Genomic DNA, 17,115 nt, shown 5'->3' on the forward strand with positions numbered 1-17,115 from the left:
CGCAAAATAAAACTCATATAAATATTTAGTTTTAGAAAAAAGCATCCCTGAATGAGAAAAATCTCATAGGAATGCTTTTATATATACAGAAATTTTTCAATACATTACTGAAAGTTGAAAGCACCAAAACTGACTAGATTTCTTAATTGAAACTCTTATTTTATACTTTCAGTGCCTTATCACCAATATCATAACGATAAAATGTATGAGGAATATTCAAACTATTTAAATACTCATAAACATTAGTTTGTGATCTTTTTAAATCTTCAGACTCACTAATCACCATCAAGATACGTCCACTGTTATTTTGTAAATTAGATAAATCACCTGATACACTTGCATAATCAATATAGACTTTATCACTTTGAGGTAATTTACCTAATTTTATCTGCATAGGATTTTTTGGATAACCTTCTGCGCAGAGAACAACACCAAGAATTGCCTTATTATTTTCTTCAATTTCTGGCATCACATCCTCATTGATAGCTGCATCAACAAGTTGGGCAAAATCTGTTTTCATTTTCGGTAAAACAACTTGGGTTTCCGGGTCACCTAGACGAACATTATATTCAATCACCTTAGGCCCTGAACTTGTCATCATCAATCCAATATAAAGCACGCCATGATAATGATATTGTCCAGCAATTAAACCTTGGATAGTTGGCTTAACAATTTTTTCAATCATCTCTTGTCGATCGTGTTTGCTAAGTTGGGGTAATGGACAATATGATCCCATGCCTCCGGTATTTGGACCCTGATCACCATCTCCAACACGTTTATGATCCTGAGCCATCGGTAAGATACGATATTGATCTTCGGATACAACTACAAACATCGAATATTCTGGCCCAACTAAACATTCTTCAAGCACAAGTTTCTTTTGGCCACCAGAAAACATTGCTCTAATTGTCTTTTGTGCTACTTCTTCATCAGACGCAATTGTGACGCCTTTTCCACCTGCTAAGCCATCTTCTTTAATAACTACCGGATAGGAAAAATTCTTTAATCCAGCAATACATTCTTGAGGACTATCAAAAGTTTCATGCATAGCAGTAGGAACTTTATATTTATCCATAAATTTCAATGCATATTCCTTAGAACCTTCAAGCTGAGCAGCACGCTGATTAGGACCGAAAATTTTCTGACCAGCTTTAGTAAACTTATCTACAATTCCAGCACATAAAACATTTTCTGGTCCAACAAAAGTCCAACTAATATGATGTTCTTGAGCAAAAGCAAGCAAGCCATCTAAATCCATTTCATTCAAATTGACATTTTTTACGCCAATAGTCTGCATCCCGCTATTACCCGGAGCACAATAAACTTCTTCAACTAGTGGACTTTCTTTGAATTTTTTTGCTACAGCAAATTCACGTCCACCTGAGCCAACGACCAGAATTGATAATTTATTTTCCATTTGAGTATCCTATTAATGTCTGAAATGTCTATAACCAGTAAAGACCATTGCAATGCCATATTTATTAGCAGCTTCGATTGACTCTTGATCACGAACAGAGCCACCTGGTTGAACAATCGCCTTAATCCCATGTTTACCAGCATATTCAACACAATCACCAAATGGGAAAAATGCATCAGAAGACATTACCGCTGTATTGTCTATCGCCTCACCCGCATGCTTCACCGCAATCTTAGCTGAATCAATTCGATTAGGCTGGCCAGCTCCAACACCTAAAGTTCGTTCATTATTTGCTACAACAATTGCATTTGACTTGGTATGTTTTACTGCCTTTAAAGCAAACATCATTGTCTTAAGTTGCTGCTCAGTTGGCTTAACATCAGTTACGCATTTCCAGTCTGCAACATTTTCATTTAAAACATCTTGTTCTTGCATTAACAAACCACCCATTACCGATACAGTTTCGTAACGTACTGGTTCATTTTCGTGTGAAAAATCTAGTTGCAAAAGACGAATATTCTTTTTCTTTTCTAAAACCGCAAGAGCATCATCATCAAAGCCTGGTGCGATCACAATTTCTAGAAAAATCTTATGCATCTTTTTTGCAGTTGCAAGATCAACTTTACGATTCAATGCAATTACTCCACCAAAGATAGAAATCGAATCAGCCTCATATGCTCTATCCCATGCTTCTTCAAGTGTTTTCCCTCGACCAATACCACATGGATTCATATGCTTCATAGCTACTACAGTAGGTTCAGCTTGAAACTCACGAATAGCACGTAGTGCTTCATCAGCGTCTTTGATATTATTATAAGACAATTTCTTACCATGTAGTTGTTCAGCTTGTAAAATAGAAAACTTCTTTGGTAATGCGTCTTCATAAAGCCACGCTTTTTGGTGAGAGTTTTCACCATAACGCATCCTTTGTTTTAAGTCATACGTTAAGGTCAGTTTTTCAGGATCTTCTAATCCGGTCTGCTTAGTCAAATATTCAGCAATCAAAGCATCATAAGCTGCCGTAGTTCTAAATACTTTAGCAGCAAGTTCTGCTCTAGTTTTTAAGTTAGTATCACCATTTTCGGTAATTTCTTTAAGTACTCGATCATAATCAGCTTGATCTGTGACTACCGTTACACTAGCATAATTTTTTGAAGCTGCTCTAAGTAAACTTGGTCCACCAATATCAATGTTTTCAATAGCATCAGCTAATTCAACATTAGGCTTCTCGATAGTTTGCTTAAATGGATACAGGTTAACACAAACCAGATCAATGGTATGAATGTTTAGCTTCTCCAATGTTTTCATATGTTCAGGTTTATCTCTTTCAGCTAAAAGTCCACCATGGATGTATGGATTTAAAGTTTTAACCCGACCATCTAAAATTTCAGGAAAACCAGTTATTTCTTCAACACTAATTGTTTTAATGCCTGCTTCATCAAGCTTTTTCTTAGTACCACCAGTTGAAATAATCTCATAATGATTTTCGACTAATCCTTTTACAAAAGGAACTAAATTTGTCTTATCACTAACACTGACCAATGCGCGTTTCACTTTATTACCTCGTTTCATTCTTGTTTGAATAACTTCACTAACTGCCATTGGAAAAAGCTCATGCTCTGTTTCATGAACCCTCGTCTCTAATGTTTCTTCTGTGTCATCAGGATAAATAGGAACTGCTTTTTGAGCAATAATCGGGCCATGATCAAGACGTGCATCAATAAAATGAACGGTTACTCCCGTCTTATCAATTAACCCCCTTTGATAATCTTCAAAAGCTCTCGCAATGGAATTTAATCCTGGATATTTAGGCAAAAGAGCAGGATGAAGATTCACAATTGAGTCAGGATATTCATTCAAAATAGTTGAACCAACAACTCTTAAATAACCAGAAAGAATAATGAAATCAATCTTGTATTCTTTTAAAACTTTAAGAAGACGAGATTCATAAGCTTGCTTACTACCGCATTCTTTTACTGAAAATGTTTCATAAGGAATACCTAGTCTTTGTGCTCTTTTAATTACAGGAGCATTAGGATGGTTACAAAACATTAATGCTTCAGTTCCAGGAATTTCTCCTGCTTGAAATTTTTTAGTTAAAACTTCAAAATTGGTTCCATTTCCTGAAGCTAAAATTGCAATTTTCATTTGAAGCTCCCATTAAAAACAATTTTTTTCTCTCCAATTGGTCTCTTTCTTAATTTCCCAATTTCATAATATTGTTCATTTTTTTGTTTTAGTTGCTCTTTTACTTGTAAGACATTTGCTTTTGGTACAAGCAACACTAAACCGATACCCATATTGAAGGTATTTAAACAATCCTGCTCTTTAAGCTGCCCTTTATTTTGTAAATATCTAAAAATTGCTTGCACTGGCCAAGCTCCTAAATTCACTTCAGCTTGTAAGTCATCATTATATGTCCTAGGTAAATTTTCAATTAGACCACCACCGGTAATATGAGCAATACCATGTAATAAATGCCTTTTAACTAATGATAAAACTGCTTGAACATATATCTTAGTTGGAGTTAGTAATATTTCTCCGATGCTTTTACCTTCTAATGCTTCTGGACGATCTGTTACTTTTAAGTGATGATCCTTAAATAAAACCTGTCTAATTAAGCTAAAACCATTAGAATGTACTCCTGATGAAGGTAACCCAATTAATATATCGCCTTCCTTAGCCAAATCTTGGGTAAGAATATCTTCCTTATTAGCAATTCCAGTTGAAAAACCAGCTAAATCGTATTCATTTTTAGGATACATGTCTGGCATTTCTGCAGTTTCTCCACCAATTAAGGCAGAACCACTTTGCCTGCACCCTTCAGCTACACCATGAACCACTTGTGCCAACTTAGCAGGATCATTGTGACCAGTCGCAATATAATCTAAGAAAAACAACGGTTCAGCACCTTGAGCTAGAACATCATTCACGCACATGGCTACACAATCGATGCCAATCGTATCATTAATTCCCATCTCTTGTGCAATCATTAACTTTGTACCAACTCCATCTGTTCCAGAAACTAAAACTGGATGTTGGTAGCCAAGTTTTTCCAAATCAAACATGCCACCAAAACTGCCAATAGTTCCACTGGTTTCTGGACGACTAGTAGCTGCAATATCCTTTTTTATTCTTTTAACCAAATCATAGCCGGCTTCAACATCAACTCCAGCATCTTTATATCGATTCATTTTATTTTTATCCTAGTTCTAGTTCTAACTTCTATTGTTCATTTAATGAGGCTAGGTAACCCTGTTCATAATCATCCAGTTTAGTTGGATATTGACCATTGAAATAGGCTACAGTTAAACCACCATAAGGTGATTCACCAGCATCTGGAATATCAATTGCTTTGATCAAACTTTCTACACTTAAAAATCTCAAACTATCGACACCTAATATTTTTTGCATTTCTTCAACTGAATGATGAGCTGCAATTAATTCTGTTCTCGTAGAAATATCAATCCCATAAAAACAAGGAAACCTAAATGCTGGACTAGCAATTCGTAGATGTATTTCTTTAGCACCAGCTTTTTTTAACATCCTACAAATTTGTTTAGATGTTGTTCCACGCACAATTGAATCATCAACTACAGCGATTTTTTTACCTTGTACTACACCGCGAACTGCAGAAAGTTTTAATTTAACCGCATTTTCCCGTAATTCTTTAGTTGGCTCAATAAAAGTACGTGCCACATATTGATTTTTAACTAATCCCATCTCATAAGGAAGACCTAGCTCTTCAGCATAACCAGATGCCGCAGATAAAGATGAATTTGGCACGCCAATAACGATATCTACATCTGCTGGCTGCTCCTGAGCCAATAATTTACCCATCCGTTTTCTAGCATTATGAACGGTTACGCCATGAATAATAGAATCTGGTCTAGCAAAATAAACATATTCCATCGAACATACAGCTAACTGTGTTTGGGTGGTGAAATGATCAATATGCATTCCTTCTTGATCAAAAATTATCAATTCTCCTGGCTGTACATCCCTTACAAATTCAGCTTGAACAATATCTAATGCACATGTTTCACTGGCTACAACATAAGCACCATTTGTTAATCTACCAATACATAAAGGTCTAATCCCATTCGGATCAAGTGCCGCAATCATGCGATCTTTTTGTAAAAGTAAGAAAGCAAAACCGCCATGTACCTCGTTCAAACTCTTTTTTAAGGCAGGAATAAAACCATCTTCAATATGATTACGAATTAAATGAATCAAAATTTCTGTATCAGAATCAGATTGAAAAATAGCTCCATGCTTTTCTAAGCGATTCCTTAAAGAACTAGCATTTACCAAATTACCATTATGCGCTAGTGCAACATCCCCATCTAGAAAGTGGTACAAAAATGGTTGAACATTCTGAATTGAATTACGACCAGTCGTACTATAACGCACATGTCCAATTGCACTATCACCAATCAATTTTTTTAAATCATTTGGATCTGCAAATGCTTCTGAAAGTAAACCACGATCTCGATGTTGGTACAGCTGTCGTCCATCGCTAGACACGATTCCAGCTCCCTCTTGACCACGATGCTGTAAATTATGAAGACCTAAATAAGTTAACTGACTAGCATTTTCTGAATTATATATTCCAAAAATTCCGCATTCTTCATTTAAGCTTTTGATTTCATTAAACAAGGAATACTCTCCTTCCAGATTTTTTCTAAACTAGCCACGTCAGTATTTAATTCATCGTTAGCTAATTTAATAGACAATTTTCTCTGATCAGTAACTCGACTAATTTCTTGAACAGCAGATCCTAAAAGACTTTCAAAAGCACTCTTATTTTCTGGCTTAACTGAAACAATCAATCTTCCTGGTGTTTCACTAAAAAGCAGAGTTTTGTCGAATTCACTTAAATTAATATTCAGACCAAATTCAGTGTCAAAAACAATTTCAGCGAGGCTAACAGCTAAGCCACCTTCACTTAAATCGTGCGCGCTTGTTACAAGTCCTTGAGTCATAGCTTTATGCAAGTTCTTTAAATAATCATGAATCAACTCTAAATTAGGTGCTTCTGGTAAACCGCTAATCTTACCTTGCAACATTTTTTGAACTTCAGATCCAGCAAAATCCGCAGTGGTTTTACCTACTAAGTAAACAATGTCGTCAGCTTCTTGCACGTGCATCGGAATAACATAATCAGTATTCTTAATTAAACCAACCATCCCGATCATTGGTGAAGGATAAATAGCTTGACCATCGTTTTCGTTATAAAGGGATACGTTCCCTGACACGACGGGCGTCTCAAATATGCGACAAGCATCTGCAATTCCTTGACAAGATTCACGCAAACTCCAAAAAATTTCTGGATCATTGGGATCACCATAGTTAAGACAGTCAGTAATAGCTAAGGGTTTTGCACCACTAGCCACGATATTGCATACACTTTCAATAACTAATCTCTGGCCGCCAATTTTGGGATTTAAATAAACAAAACGTCCATTAGTGTCAGTGCACATTGCAATAGCTTTTTTAGTATGTCGAATTCGCAATACACCTGCATCTGAACCAGGTTTAACAATTGTATTACTTCTAACTTGAGAATCATATTGTTGGGTGATAAATTGATCATTAGCAATCGTTGGTTGATTTAATAATCGCTTCAAAATTTCACCAGATGATTCAAAACTAGGTCGCCATGCTGGCATCTTTTCCGCATCAATAATATATTGTGGCTTAATTTCTTTGCTAGGTTCTTCGAGCACATCCTCAGTTAATGATCGAACCGGAATATCACAAACTTTTTCTCCTTCATGATAAAGAACATAGTTTTCACCTTCAATAACGCGACCAATGGTTACTGCGTCAAGATTGTAGTCCTTAAAGATTTTCTTAACATCTTCTTCATGTCCTTTTTTAACGCAGAGCAACATTCTTTCCTGTGATTCACTCAACATGATCTCATAAGCTGACATATTAGGTTCTCTTTGTGGGACTAAATCGAGATTGAGTTCCATTCCTGCATTGCCTTCAGTCGCCATTTCAGCACTTGAAGATACGATACCAGCTGCTCCCATGTCTTGAATACCAACTAACCAATCGCGGTGTTTTAAAATTAGTTCTAAACATGCCTCCATTAATAATTTTTCCATAAATGGGTCGCCCACTTGAACCGCTGAGCGCTGAGTTTCATGTTCTTTTGAAAAGTCAGCTGAAGCGAAAGTTGCCCCATGAATACCATCACGTCCAGTTTTGGCACCAACGTACATGATTGAATTACCTAATCCAACGGCTTTACCATGTTCCATATCCTTAATGTTCATTAAGCCAACACACATAGCATTAAGCAAAATATTTCCATTATAGCAAGAATCAAAAGTGGTTTCACCACCCAAATTAGGAATTCCTATACAGTTACCATAATCTCCAACTCCACGAATGGTTTCTTCCATCTTGTAGCGCATGGTTGGATTATTTTTTAATTCACCAAAATGAAGAGAATCAAGAATTGCGACTGGGCGAGCTCCCATACTAAAAACATCACGCAGAATACCGCCAACTCCGGTAGCTGCTCCTTGATATGGTTCAACAGTTGTAGGATGATTGTGGCTTTCTGCTTTAAACACAACTGCTTGCCCGTCATCAATGTCAACTACCCCTGCACCTTCACCAGGACCTTGAACAACGCGCTTTCCTTTTGTCGGAAATAGTCGTAAAACTGGCTTTGATTTTTTATAAGAACAATGTTCGCTCCACATTGCTGAAAAAAGACCAATTTCAGTGTAATTGGGTAATCTCTTTAATAACTTGTCACAAATATAATCATATTCATGTTCAGTTAAGCTCCAATCAAGATATGGCTTTTTTTCTTTAATTTCTTCTGGCGTCATTGCTTGTTTCATGCAAGTACTCCTAATTTCAAAAATGATTTAAATAATGGCAATCCATCAGTTCCACCTAGAACTTCTTCAACAGCTCTTTCTGGGTGAGGCATCATCCCTAAAACATTGCCTTCTTTGTTACAAATACCAGCAATATTTTTGACGCTCCCATTAGGATTGTGTTGGTAGTATTCAAAAACAATTTGATTATTTTTCTCTAATTCGGCTAAAGTAGCATCATCTGCATAATAATTGCCTTCACCATGAGCAATTGGAATATCAATAATTTGATCTTGATCATATTCAGTGGTAAAAGGTATTTGATTGTTTTTAACCTGCAACTTTACTGTCTCACAAATAAATTGCAAGCTATTATTTCGCTTTAAAGCTCCAGGTAAAAGCCCCATTTCAGTTAAAATTTGAAATCCATTGCAGACGCCAAGAACTAGTTTGCCATCCTGCGCCATCTTTCTAATAGCTGGAATCACTGGAGCAAACCGTGCAATTGCACCAGCTCTTAAGTAATCACCATAAGAAAATCCACCAGGTAAAATTACTGCATCAAAGCCATCTAATTTCTTTGTCCGATATGAAACATATTCTGCTTCAGCATGACATACTGTATTGAGCGCTTCATACATGTCAATATCACAATTAGATCCGGGGAAAACAACAATCGCAATTTTCATTAATTTTCCTCCAAAACTTTAAGGCGATATGTTTCCATATTGAAGTTAACCAACAAGGCTTCTGCAATTTCTTTTACGTCTTGCTTAGCCTTGTCTTGATCGTCCTCATCAAGTTTAATATCAAAGAATTTACCAACAACGATATTTTTAACTTCTTGATGACCTAATGAATTAACAGAATCAGTAATTGCAGCACCTTGTGGATCAAAAACAGATGGCTTGTAGGTAACGTAGATTCTAATAGTCGTCATTAATCTTCCTCCAAGACTTCTTCAATTCTTGCCAGTACTTTTTTATAGACGGCAGTTAAGTCACCAATATCGCGACGATATACATCTTTGTCCATATGAGATTTTGTTTTCTTATCCCACAAGCGACAGTTATCTGGTGAAAATTCATCAGCTAAGACTATTTGACCATTATGGAGTTTTCCAAATTCAAGTTTAAAATCAACTAGATCCATGCCAGCTTCGTCAAATAAATTAATCAATAATTGGTTGACTTGACGGGACAAGCTCCACATCTGTTCTTGCTCTGACTTGGTCGCAACATTTAAAGCAACAGCATCAGATGAGTTCAAAATTGGATCATCTAGTTCATCGCTTTTGAAAAATAATTCTTCAACTGGGATGGCGAATCTCATCCCTTCATCCAAGCCATATCTACTTGAAAAATGCCCAGCAGCAATATTTCTGGTAACAACTTCAAGCGGAAACATTTCACACTTTTTAACCAACTCTTCTTTGTCGGAAATTTTTTTAATGAAGTGAGTTGGAACGCCATTCTTTTCCAAATACTGAAAAATCAAAGTAGAAATTTGATTGTTTAATTCTGCCTTGTCTTTGAAATTGTCTTTCTTTTCTCCATTACCGGCAGTTGCCTGATCGGTATAAACAACTCGTAAAACTTCAGGGTCATTAGTTGACCACATTTGCTTAACTTTACCGCTATATAAGAGCTTCTCCATTCTGTTTCTCCTTATTTGCTAAAAGACGAACAATTATTAACTTGATAGTGATATTTGTTCACTAATTGAGTATAATTATAGCAAGCAATGTTCAGTAATGTCAACATATTCTTAAAAAATACTTCAAAATTGTTAGCTTCTAATCAGTAAAATACGAAAAATGCAAAAGAAAGGCAGACTGATTGTCTGCCCTTCTATCATCTATCCCAAATGTGCGTTGCATTAATATCGCTAATTGTTTTAGCAATATTATCAGTTAAAATCGTTACATGACCCATTTTTCGATTATGAAGTATTTCAGCTTTACCATAATCATGGAAATGCCAGCCACGCTTTTCCGCAATAATTTTATGAATCCCAGCAACATGCTGCCCTAAGACGTTTACCATCACAACTTTAGACATGAGTTTGATTTTTGGCAAAGGCCAATTACAAATAGCACGATCATGTAAATCAAATTGACTGAAATTGCATGCTTCAATCGAATAGTGTCCTGAATTATGAGGTCGCGGTGCTAATTCATTAATATAAATTTCACCATTATTCAGTACGAACATCTCTACGCCCAAAATACCTCGCAAATCAATCGCTTCAGCAATCTGCACAGCGATTTTTTGTGCTTTTTGATATACATCAGGTGAAATTCTTGCTGGTACGATACTCATATGTAAAATTTCATCTTTATTATAATTTTCACTAACAGGAAAGACCGATACTTCCCCCATTGCATTACGAGCAACCATCACAGAAGCTTCAACCTTAAACGGCACCCAGCCTTCTAAAATACAGTCACCTGTTGACAGAATTTGTTTAACGTGGTCATTGGTCAGATCAGCATCTGAATGCAAAACTTCTTGACCATGGCCATCATAGCCGCCTTCACAAGTTTTAAGAACACAGTTGTAACCTATTGTCTTTACAGCTGCTTGTAAATCTGACTTATTTTTAACCGGAATATATGGCGCAGTTTGACAGCCAGCAGAACGCAAAAAGTTCTTTTCTCTAATTCGATGCTTAGTAATATAAAGCAGCTTAGTTCCTTGAGGAATAGCAACTTTATCTTTAACATCTTCTAGAGCTTTTAAATCAACATTTTCAAATTCATAGGTTAATACATCACTGCGTTCTGCTAGCTCCTCAATTGCGGAAATATCAGAATAATTAGCTACAATCTGATCATCAGCTACTTGACCACAAGGGCAATTAGGTGTGGGATCTAATGTAATTACCTTCATGCCTGAGTATTTAGCTGAAATAGCCATCATTTGCCCTAATTGACCACCGCCGATAATACCAATTGTTTTTCCTTGTCCAATAAAGTCCGTTCTACTCAAGTTCTCCACTGCTTTCTTTTGCTAAATCATGTAATTTTTGACGATAATTCTTCAGGCGACCACGTAATTTTTCATCATTCGTGCCTAAAATTTCTAATGCAAGTAAAGCTGCATTGCTTGCACCAGCATTTCCTATTGCCGTCGTTGCCACAGGAATGCCCGTTGGCATTTGTACAATGGACAATAGTGAATCCATACCACCTAAGGCTTTAGTTTGTCCCGGTACACCAATCACTGGTAAAACTGTATTTGCGGCTGTCATCCCAGGTAAATGTGCGGCCATCCCAGCACCAGCAATAATAACCCTAATTCCGCGTTCTTCTGCTTTTTGAGCAAAATCATACATTTCTGTTGGCATTCGATGAGCAGAAATCACATGTTTTTCATAACCAACATTAAATTGATCAAGCAAATCACACGCATGTTTCATCGTTGGCCAATCAGACTTACTTCCCATAATTACTGCAATCTTGACTGTCATTTTTTACTCCTTAAAATAATCCACTAATTTGGCCATTATCATCAATATCCATATTTTCTGCTGCAGGATGCTTAGCCAACCCTGGCATGGTCATAATGGTACCGGATAAAGCAACGATAAAGCCTGCTCCAAGTTTTGGAACTAAATCACGAATATGAAAATCAAAATCCGTTGGAGCACCTAACTTAGTTTGGTCGTCTGTAAATGAATATTGGGTTTTAGCGATACATACTGGTAATTTTTCCCAGCCAAATTTAGCAAATTGTTTCATTTGCTTTCTTGCTTTTTTAGAAAAAACAACACGTTTAGCACCATAAATTTTGGTAGCTATAGTAGTAATTTTTTCTTCTATTGAATCATTTTCATCATATAAGGGAATAAAATCATACTTTTTTTTAGTTAAGGCAATAACTTCTTTAGCTAAATCTTGTGTGCCGTTGCCGCCCTTAGCCCAAGCATCAACTCTAATCCCCTTTATATCCATTTCTTGACAAGCATCTTTAATAGTTTGAATTTCGGCTTCAGTATCAGAATCAAAATGATTAATTGCCACAACAACTGGAATGCCATACTTTTGGATGTTGTGAACATGGCGAGCTAAATTCGCCATCCCTTTCTTCAAAGCAGAAATGTTTTCTTTAGTTAGATCTTTTTTATCTACGCCACCGTTATATTTCAAAGCTCTTGCCGTTGCTACAATGACCGCTGCATCGGGTATTTTCTTTAGCACCCTGCATTTAATATCTAAAAATTTTTCTGCACCAAGATCTGCGCCAAAACCTGATTCAGTAACGGTATAATCTGATCTAGCCATTGCAATTTGTGTTGCTAAAACAGAGTTACAACCATGAGCAATATTAGCAAATGGCCCACCATGAATAATCGCCGGGGTATGCCCAAGAGATTGGACTAAATTAGGTTTAATGGCATCTTTCAATAAAAGCGTAATAGCACCGGTAAAACCTAATTCATCAACAGTAATCGGCTTTTTCTCATAAGAATAGCCGACAACAATTCGCCCAATTCTTCGCTTCAAATCATGAAGACTTTCAGATAAACAAAGAATTGCCATCATTTCTGAAGCTGCAGTAATATCAAAGCCGGTCTCTCTAGGAACTCCTTGGCTCAAACCACCTAATCCTGTAACAACAGTCCTTAAAGCACGATCATTCACATCTTCAACCCTACGCCAAATAATCCTACGAGGATCAAGTCCCAACTTATTATCGCGCATAATGTAATTGTCAATTAGCGCAGCCAAAGTATTGTTGGCAGAGGTCAAAGCGTGTAAGTCGCCAGTAAAATGAAGGTTCATGTCCTCCATTGGGATAATCTGACTATAACCGCCACCAGTTGCACCTCCTTTAATTCCAAAAACAGGTCCCATCGATGGCTCACGCATAGCAATTGTAGTTTGATGGCCTAATTGATTCATCGCATCCCCTAAGCCAACTAGAACCGTGGACTTTCCTTCTCCAGCCGGAGTTGGATTAATTCCTGTTACTAAAATCAATTTATGTTTTTTACCTGAAATTTCTTTAACAGGGAAATTAATCTTAGCCTTATACTTACCATATTGTTCAAAATCATCTTTTTTTAAGGCAAGTTTAGCAGCGATTTCAGTAATAGGTTGCATTTTGGCAGCATCAGCAATTTCAATGTCTGTCGACATAATCCCCTCCTTCAGCAACATTAACAATAATTATCATATTTATGATCATTATTCCTATTTTGTTTGTATTTATAGAATACAAGGTATTTTGGCAAAAGTAAATAGATATAATACGAACTATATAAATAAAAATCATTGCAACACTTAATTAAAAATATCGCAATGACTTTATGAAAAGACAAGCAGAAAGATCTATTTACACAAAATATTTGACAATGTCAAAGCAATGCATGATGATTCAATAAGAGCAAAGAAACCAATTAAAGCATAAAAAGTTCCTAGTAAAAAACTATTTGTAACCAAATATTAATCTGTTTAAAAAAAGCATCCCTGAATGAGAAAAAATCTCACAAGGATGCTTTTCATTATAAAAAAGGACTTTCAATAAATTATTTAATTTCTAAGTAACTTTCTGCATTACGTAAATCATCAATTGACAATTGACCTGGAGCGGAAGTCTTACCTACAGCACCAAATGAAAGACTGGAACCAAATACTTGACCGGCAACACGAGTAACTTTACCAATATCACCCATTGCCATTGTAATCAAAGGATTATCGATTTCATGACGAACTTCATTAGTTGCAGTAAGTAAAGTTAAAACATCTTCTGCAGTATGTGGCATGCATCCAAGTTTAGGGACATCTGCACCCATTTCTGCCATTTTCTTTAAGAGAAATTCAATGACGTCTTTTGCAGGAACTTTTTCAAAATCATGATTGCTCATAATTACAACCACATTATAATTGTGAGCTGCTTCAACCAAACTCTTTACTCGTTTTTCATCATGGAAAAGTTCAATGTCAACAGCATCGCCTAAGCGATTCTCAATTACTGTTTGAACCAAGTTAAGGTAGTTATCCTCACTTAATTCCAAAACTCCACCTTCATTTTTGGTTCTAAAAGTAACAAGAATTGGCAATTCCCCCACAGCATTGCGAAGCTCTTTAGCAGTTGCAATTAATTTATCAGTATCTTTAATACCATCTGTATAATAATCAATTCGCCATTCCATCAAATCTGGCTTAGCAGAAGCAATTTCCTTTGCAGAAGATAAAATTTCATTTTCGTTAGTACCAACGTTAGGGACAGCTATTTTAGGTAAGCCTTCGCCTAAATTAATATTTCTAATCTTTACAGTAGTCATTTTTACACCTCAGAATTATTTACCTAATTTTCCAAATAACTTCTTATATCTAATTGCAATTAAAGTAGTATCAATAAATCCGATTAAAGCAATTACGACATCAAAGAGCATTACATTTCTCATATTTCCAATCCAACCAATGAATAGTGGAATAGTAAACGAAGCTATTGAACCTACAGTATAGAAAAATCCGGTAACAGTACCTTTACCTGCTGGGAAAAAGTCTGCCATGACAGTTAAAGCTAATTGCATTACACCACCAGCAGCAAAGAAACCAACTAAGAAAGCCAATATTCCCATTAAAAATGCACTAGATGGGAAAAGCCACATTAATAAAATGGAAACAAAAGCACCAAGAGTGTATACAGGTACGAATTGAATTTCACTAATCTTTTTACCTAAAACTGCGGTTAATAATACACAGATAATCGAACCTAATGAATACAAAGAAACAAGCGAGTGAGCTGCACCTTGTGCCATATGGCCAATTTCTTGACCATATTGTGTCAACATCTGACTTACAAGGTAGAAGGTAGCTTGAAAAATATAGCCATAGATAATGAATAAAGTTCCGTCAAGCCAAAGATTGCTCTTAATTGTTGAATCATTATTAGCACGTTCCTGCTTTTCCCTCTTTTCATCTGCTTCAGCTACCGCCTTTGAATCTGGAAAAGCTCCACCGAAGAGAAAGTATAAGAAAGTAATTACTAAAATAGCAGCAGGAATCAAGAATGACCAGCCATACCACATTCCAGCAGCAGCTAATCCACTAACGATGAATGGTAACAAGAATTGACCTGCTGAAATAAATGCTTTCAAAATAACATTTGAAGTCCCTTTAGCATTTGGATAAATTTCCATCAAACCAGGATAAGTACCAGTATCAAGGAATGAGTTAGCCATACCAGCTAAAATTCCAAGAATATATGCAACAACAACATTCTTAGAAAATAAGATCCCTATAAAGAAGATGAAGTACGTTGCAATACCTAATTGTACAAATGGTTTACGGCCAAACTTGTCTGACAATACACCTGAAATAAGCAAGTTAATAATTCGTCCAACACCAAGTGCAGAAACTACAGCCAAAGCGCCAGTTACAGTTGTACCCCCCATTGGTGAGCAAGTGCAGATGCATTCTGAAATAAAATAATTACACCCGTGCCATGAACGAAATACTTAAAATAAAGTGCTAACGCTGTCGGCGTATATTTATTTTTTCATGTTTTTCTCCTTCAGAAAAACCTTCTGTAGGATAAACCTGCAGGAGGTCAAACAATTATCCTATCAAATTAATAATTATTTGTTCTCTTCTTTATCTGAAAACATAATCTCACGAATGTAATCAGTTGGCATATCTTTACCGGTCCAAAGTTTAAATGAAGCAGCACCTTGTTCAATCATCATGCCGATACCATCAAAGACATGTTTAACACCGGCTTTTTGTGCAACCTTCATTAATTTAGTAGTTCATGGAGCATAAACAGTATCAAAGACGACCATATCTTTATGGACCATGATGGATCAGAAACTAAAGTCTTGTCTTCAAGTGGCTTCATACCAACACCAGTAGCATCACAGTAAATATCTGATTCAGCAATAGCTTTCTTGAACGCATCTTGATCTGCTAAGTCAGTAAGAGAAACTTTACAGTCAGTATTTTCCTTAATTGTCTTAACATTCTTTTCAGCCTGTGCCCACTTGTCATCTTTAATATTAAAGATCTTAATCTCTTTAACACCATCAAGGGCAGATTGAACAGCGATCGGAGTTGCGGCACCACCAGCACCAGCTAGCGTCATAACTTTATTCTTAATAGAAATGCCTTCGTCTTTAAGCGATTGAACAAAACCAATACCGTCAGTAGTATAGCCCGTCAAGGTACCATGATCGTTAACAATAGTATTTACTGCATCACACATCTTAGAAGCTGGAGAAAGCTTATCCAAGTACTTAATAACTTCCTTCTTGTTTGGCATTGAAACGTTTGAGCCACGCATATCTAAAGTACGGATTGCGTTAACCGCACCTTCAAGCTTATCATTACCAATTTCAAAACAAAGGTAAGCCCCATTTAAGCCAAGTTTTGCAAAAGAATTATTGTGCATCGTTGGTGACATTGAATGACGAATTGGATAAGCCATCAAGCCAGCCAATAATTGGGTTACCATCTAAACCGGTAATTTTAACGTTTTCAATTTCATTACTTCTATCATCATTTGCCATAATAGTTTTCTCCTCTTATCAAAATAAGTTAAATCATTTCTTAAGACATCTTTATGTTACCGCTTGCATTTTATACAATAAATAAAAGAAAGTTGTTTTATTGCTTGAATTTCTTTATGATTTAAATAACGACAACATAATTTTCCTAGAGAAATGGAGCTTGATGAATTTACGTCACCTTGAATTTTTTGTTACCTTAGCAAAAAACGGAACATATGGCCAAAGCTGCTGAAGAACTAGATATTTCACAACCATCTTTATCATATGCAATTAGTACTCTTGAAAAAGAAATAGGTATTCCTCTTTTTGAAAAAGATGGCCGAAATATTAAACTGA

At 36.1% G+C, this 17,115-nt stretch carries 13 protein-coding genes and 4 pseudogenes; 1 reads left to right on the forward strand and 16 read right to left on the reverse strand.

Annotated features, from left to right (window positions below; translation table 11 throughout):
* Positions 1–160: 160 nt before the first annotated feature.
* From purD to HMPREF0518_RS10945, 16 genes and pseudogenes are all read right to left on the reverse strand, one after another.
* Positions 161–1,417, reverse strand: coding sequence for a phosphoribosylamine--glycine ligase (gene purD, locus HMPREF0518_RS05725; protein ID WP_003627020.1), 1,257 nt, complete (start codon positions 1,415–1,417; stop codon positions 161–163).
* Positions 1,418–1,429: 12 nt separating this feature from the next.
* Positions 1,430–2,971, reverse strand: coding sequence for a bifunctional phosphoribosylaminoimidazolecarboxamide formyltransferase/IMP cyclohydrolase (gene purH, locus HMPREF0518_RS05730; RefSeq protein WP_035504856.1), 1,542 nt, complete (start codon positions 2,969–2,971; stop codon positions 1,430–1,432).
* Positions 2,972–3,043: 72 nt separating this feature from the next.
* Positions 3,044–3,565, reverse strand: a pseudogene (purN, locus tag HMPREF0518_RS10775) (phosphoribosylglycinamide formyltransferase); the annotation flags it as partial.
* Positions 3,562–4,611 carry a phosphoribosylformylglycinamidine cyclo-ligase gene (gene purM / locus HMPREF0518_RS05735; RefSeq protein ID WP_003627023.1) on the reverse strand — a complete coding sequence of 350 codons (1,050 nt, stop codon included), beginning with the start codon at positions 4,609–4,611 and terminating at the stop codon, positions 3,562–3,564. The pseudogene purN and the gene purM, both read right to left, overlap by 4 nt.
* A gap of 31 nt (positions 4,612–4,642) precedes the next feature.
* Positions 4,643–6,076 carry an amidophosphoribosyltransferase gene (gene purF / locus HMPREF0518_RS05740; protein ID WP_003627024.1) on the reverse strand — a complete coding sequence of 478 codons (1,434 nt, stop codon included), beginning with the start codon at positions 6,074–6,076 and terminating at the stop codon, positions 4,643–4,645.
* On the reverse strand, positions 6,052–8,283 hold the full coding sequence (gene purL / locus HMPREF0518_RS05745) for a phosphoribosylformylglycinamidine synthase subunit PurL (RefSeq protein WP_003627025.1): 2,232 nt from the start codon (positions 8,281–8,283) through the stop codon (positions 6,052–6,054). Before purL ends, purF begins: the two co-directional genes overlap by 25 nt.
* The gene (gene purQ / locus HMPREF0518_RS05750; protein WP_003627026.1) at positions 8,280–8,951 is read right to left on the reverse strand and encodes a phosphoribosylformylglycinamidine synthase subunit PurQ; all 672 of its coding nucleotides are present in this window, start codon (positions 8,949–8,951) and stop codon (positions 8,280–8,282) included. The genes purL and purQ overlap by 4 nt, the downstream gene beginning before the upstream one ends.
* Positions 8,951–9,202 carry a phosphoribosylformylglycinamidine synthase subunit PurS gene (purS, locus tag HMPREF0518_RS05755; RefSeq protein ID WP_003627027.1) on the reverse strand — a complete coding sequence of 84 codons (252 nt, stop codon included), beginning with the start codon at positions 9,200–9,202 and terminating at the stop codon, positions 8,951–8,953. The genes purQ and purS overlap by 1 nt, the downstream gene beginning before the upstream one ends.
* The gene (gene purC / locus HMPREF0518_RS05760) at positions 9,202–9,918 is read right to left on the reverse strand and encodes a phosphoribosylaminoimidazolesuccinocarboxamide synthase (RefSeq protein ID WP_003627029.1); all 717 of its coding nucleotides are present in this window, start codon (positions 9,916–9,918) and stop codon (positions 9,202–9,204) included. The genes purS and purC overlap by 1 nt, the downstream gene beginning before the upstream one ends.
* 197 nt (positions 9,919–10,115) lie before the next feature.
* Positions 10,116–11,252 (reverse strand): 5-(carboxyamino)imidazole ribonucleotide synthase, encoded by a 1,137-nt coding sequence (gene purK, locus HMPREF0518_RS05765; protein ID WP_003629555.1) that lies wholly within the window; start codon positions 11,250–11,252, stop codon positions 10,116–10,118.
* Positions 11,245–11,733, reverse strand: coding sequence for a 5-(carboxyamino)imidazole ribonucleotide mutase (purE, locus tag HMPREF0518_RS05770; protein ID WP_003627031.1), 489 nt, complete (start codon positions 11,731–11,733; stop codon positions 11,245–11,247). Before purE ends, purK begins: the two co-directional genes overlap by 8 nt.
* 10 nt (positions 11,734–11,743) lie before the next feature.
* The gene (locus HMPREF0518_RS05775) at positions 11,744–13,405 is read right to left on the reverse strand and encodes a formate--tetrahydrofolate ligase (RefSeq protein ID WP_023192820.1); all 1,662 of its coding nucleotides are present in this window, start codon (positions 13,403–13,405) and stop codon (positions 11,744–11,746) included.
* A 389-nt stretch (positions 13,406–13,794) separates the two neighbouring features.
* Positions 13,795–14,553 carry a type I 3-dehydroquinate dehydratase gene (aroD, locus tag HMPREF0518_RS05780; RefSeq protein ID WP_003627036.1) on the reverse strand — a complete coding sequence of 253 codons (759 nt, stop codon included), beginning with the start codon at positions 14,551–14,553 and terminating at the stop codon, positions 13,795–13,797.
* Between the two features lie 15 nt (positions 14,554–14,568).
* Positions 14,569–15,707: pseudogene (locus tag HMPREF0518_RS05785) on the reverse strand (MFS transporter).
* Positions 15,708–15,852: 145 nt separating this feature from the next.
* A pseudogene (locus HMPREF0518_RS05790) lies at positions 15,853–16,697 on the reverse strand (shikimate dehydrogenase).
* A complete protein-coding gene (locus HMPREF0518_RS10945) occupies positions 16,651–16,779 on the reverse strand; it encodes a hypothetical protein (protein WP_003627044.1) in 129 nt (42 codons plus the stop codon). The pseudogene HMPREF0518_RS05790 and the gene HMPREF0518_RS10945 overlap by 47 nt, the downstream one beginning before the upstream one ends.
* 163 nt (positions 16,780–16,942) lie before the next feature.
* Between HMPREF0518_RS10945 and HMPREF0518_RS09775 the strand changes: the two are divergent.
* A pseudogene (locus tag HMPREF0518_RS09775) lies at positions 16,943–17,115 on the forward strand (LysR family transcriptional regulator); the annotation flags it as partial.

It is taken from the genome of Lactobacillus helveticus DSM 20075 = CGMCC 1.1877 (assembly GCF_000160855.1).
Lineage (GTDB): Bacteria > Bacillota > Bacilli > Lactobacillales > Lactobacillaceae > Lactobacillus > Lactobacillus helveticus.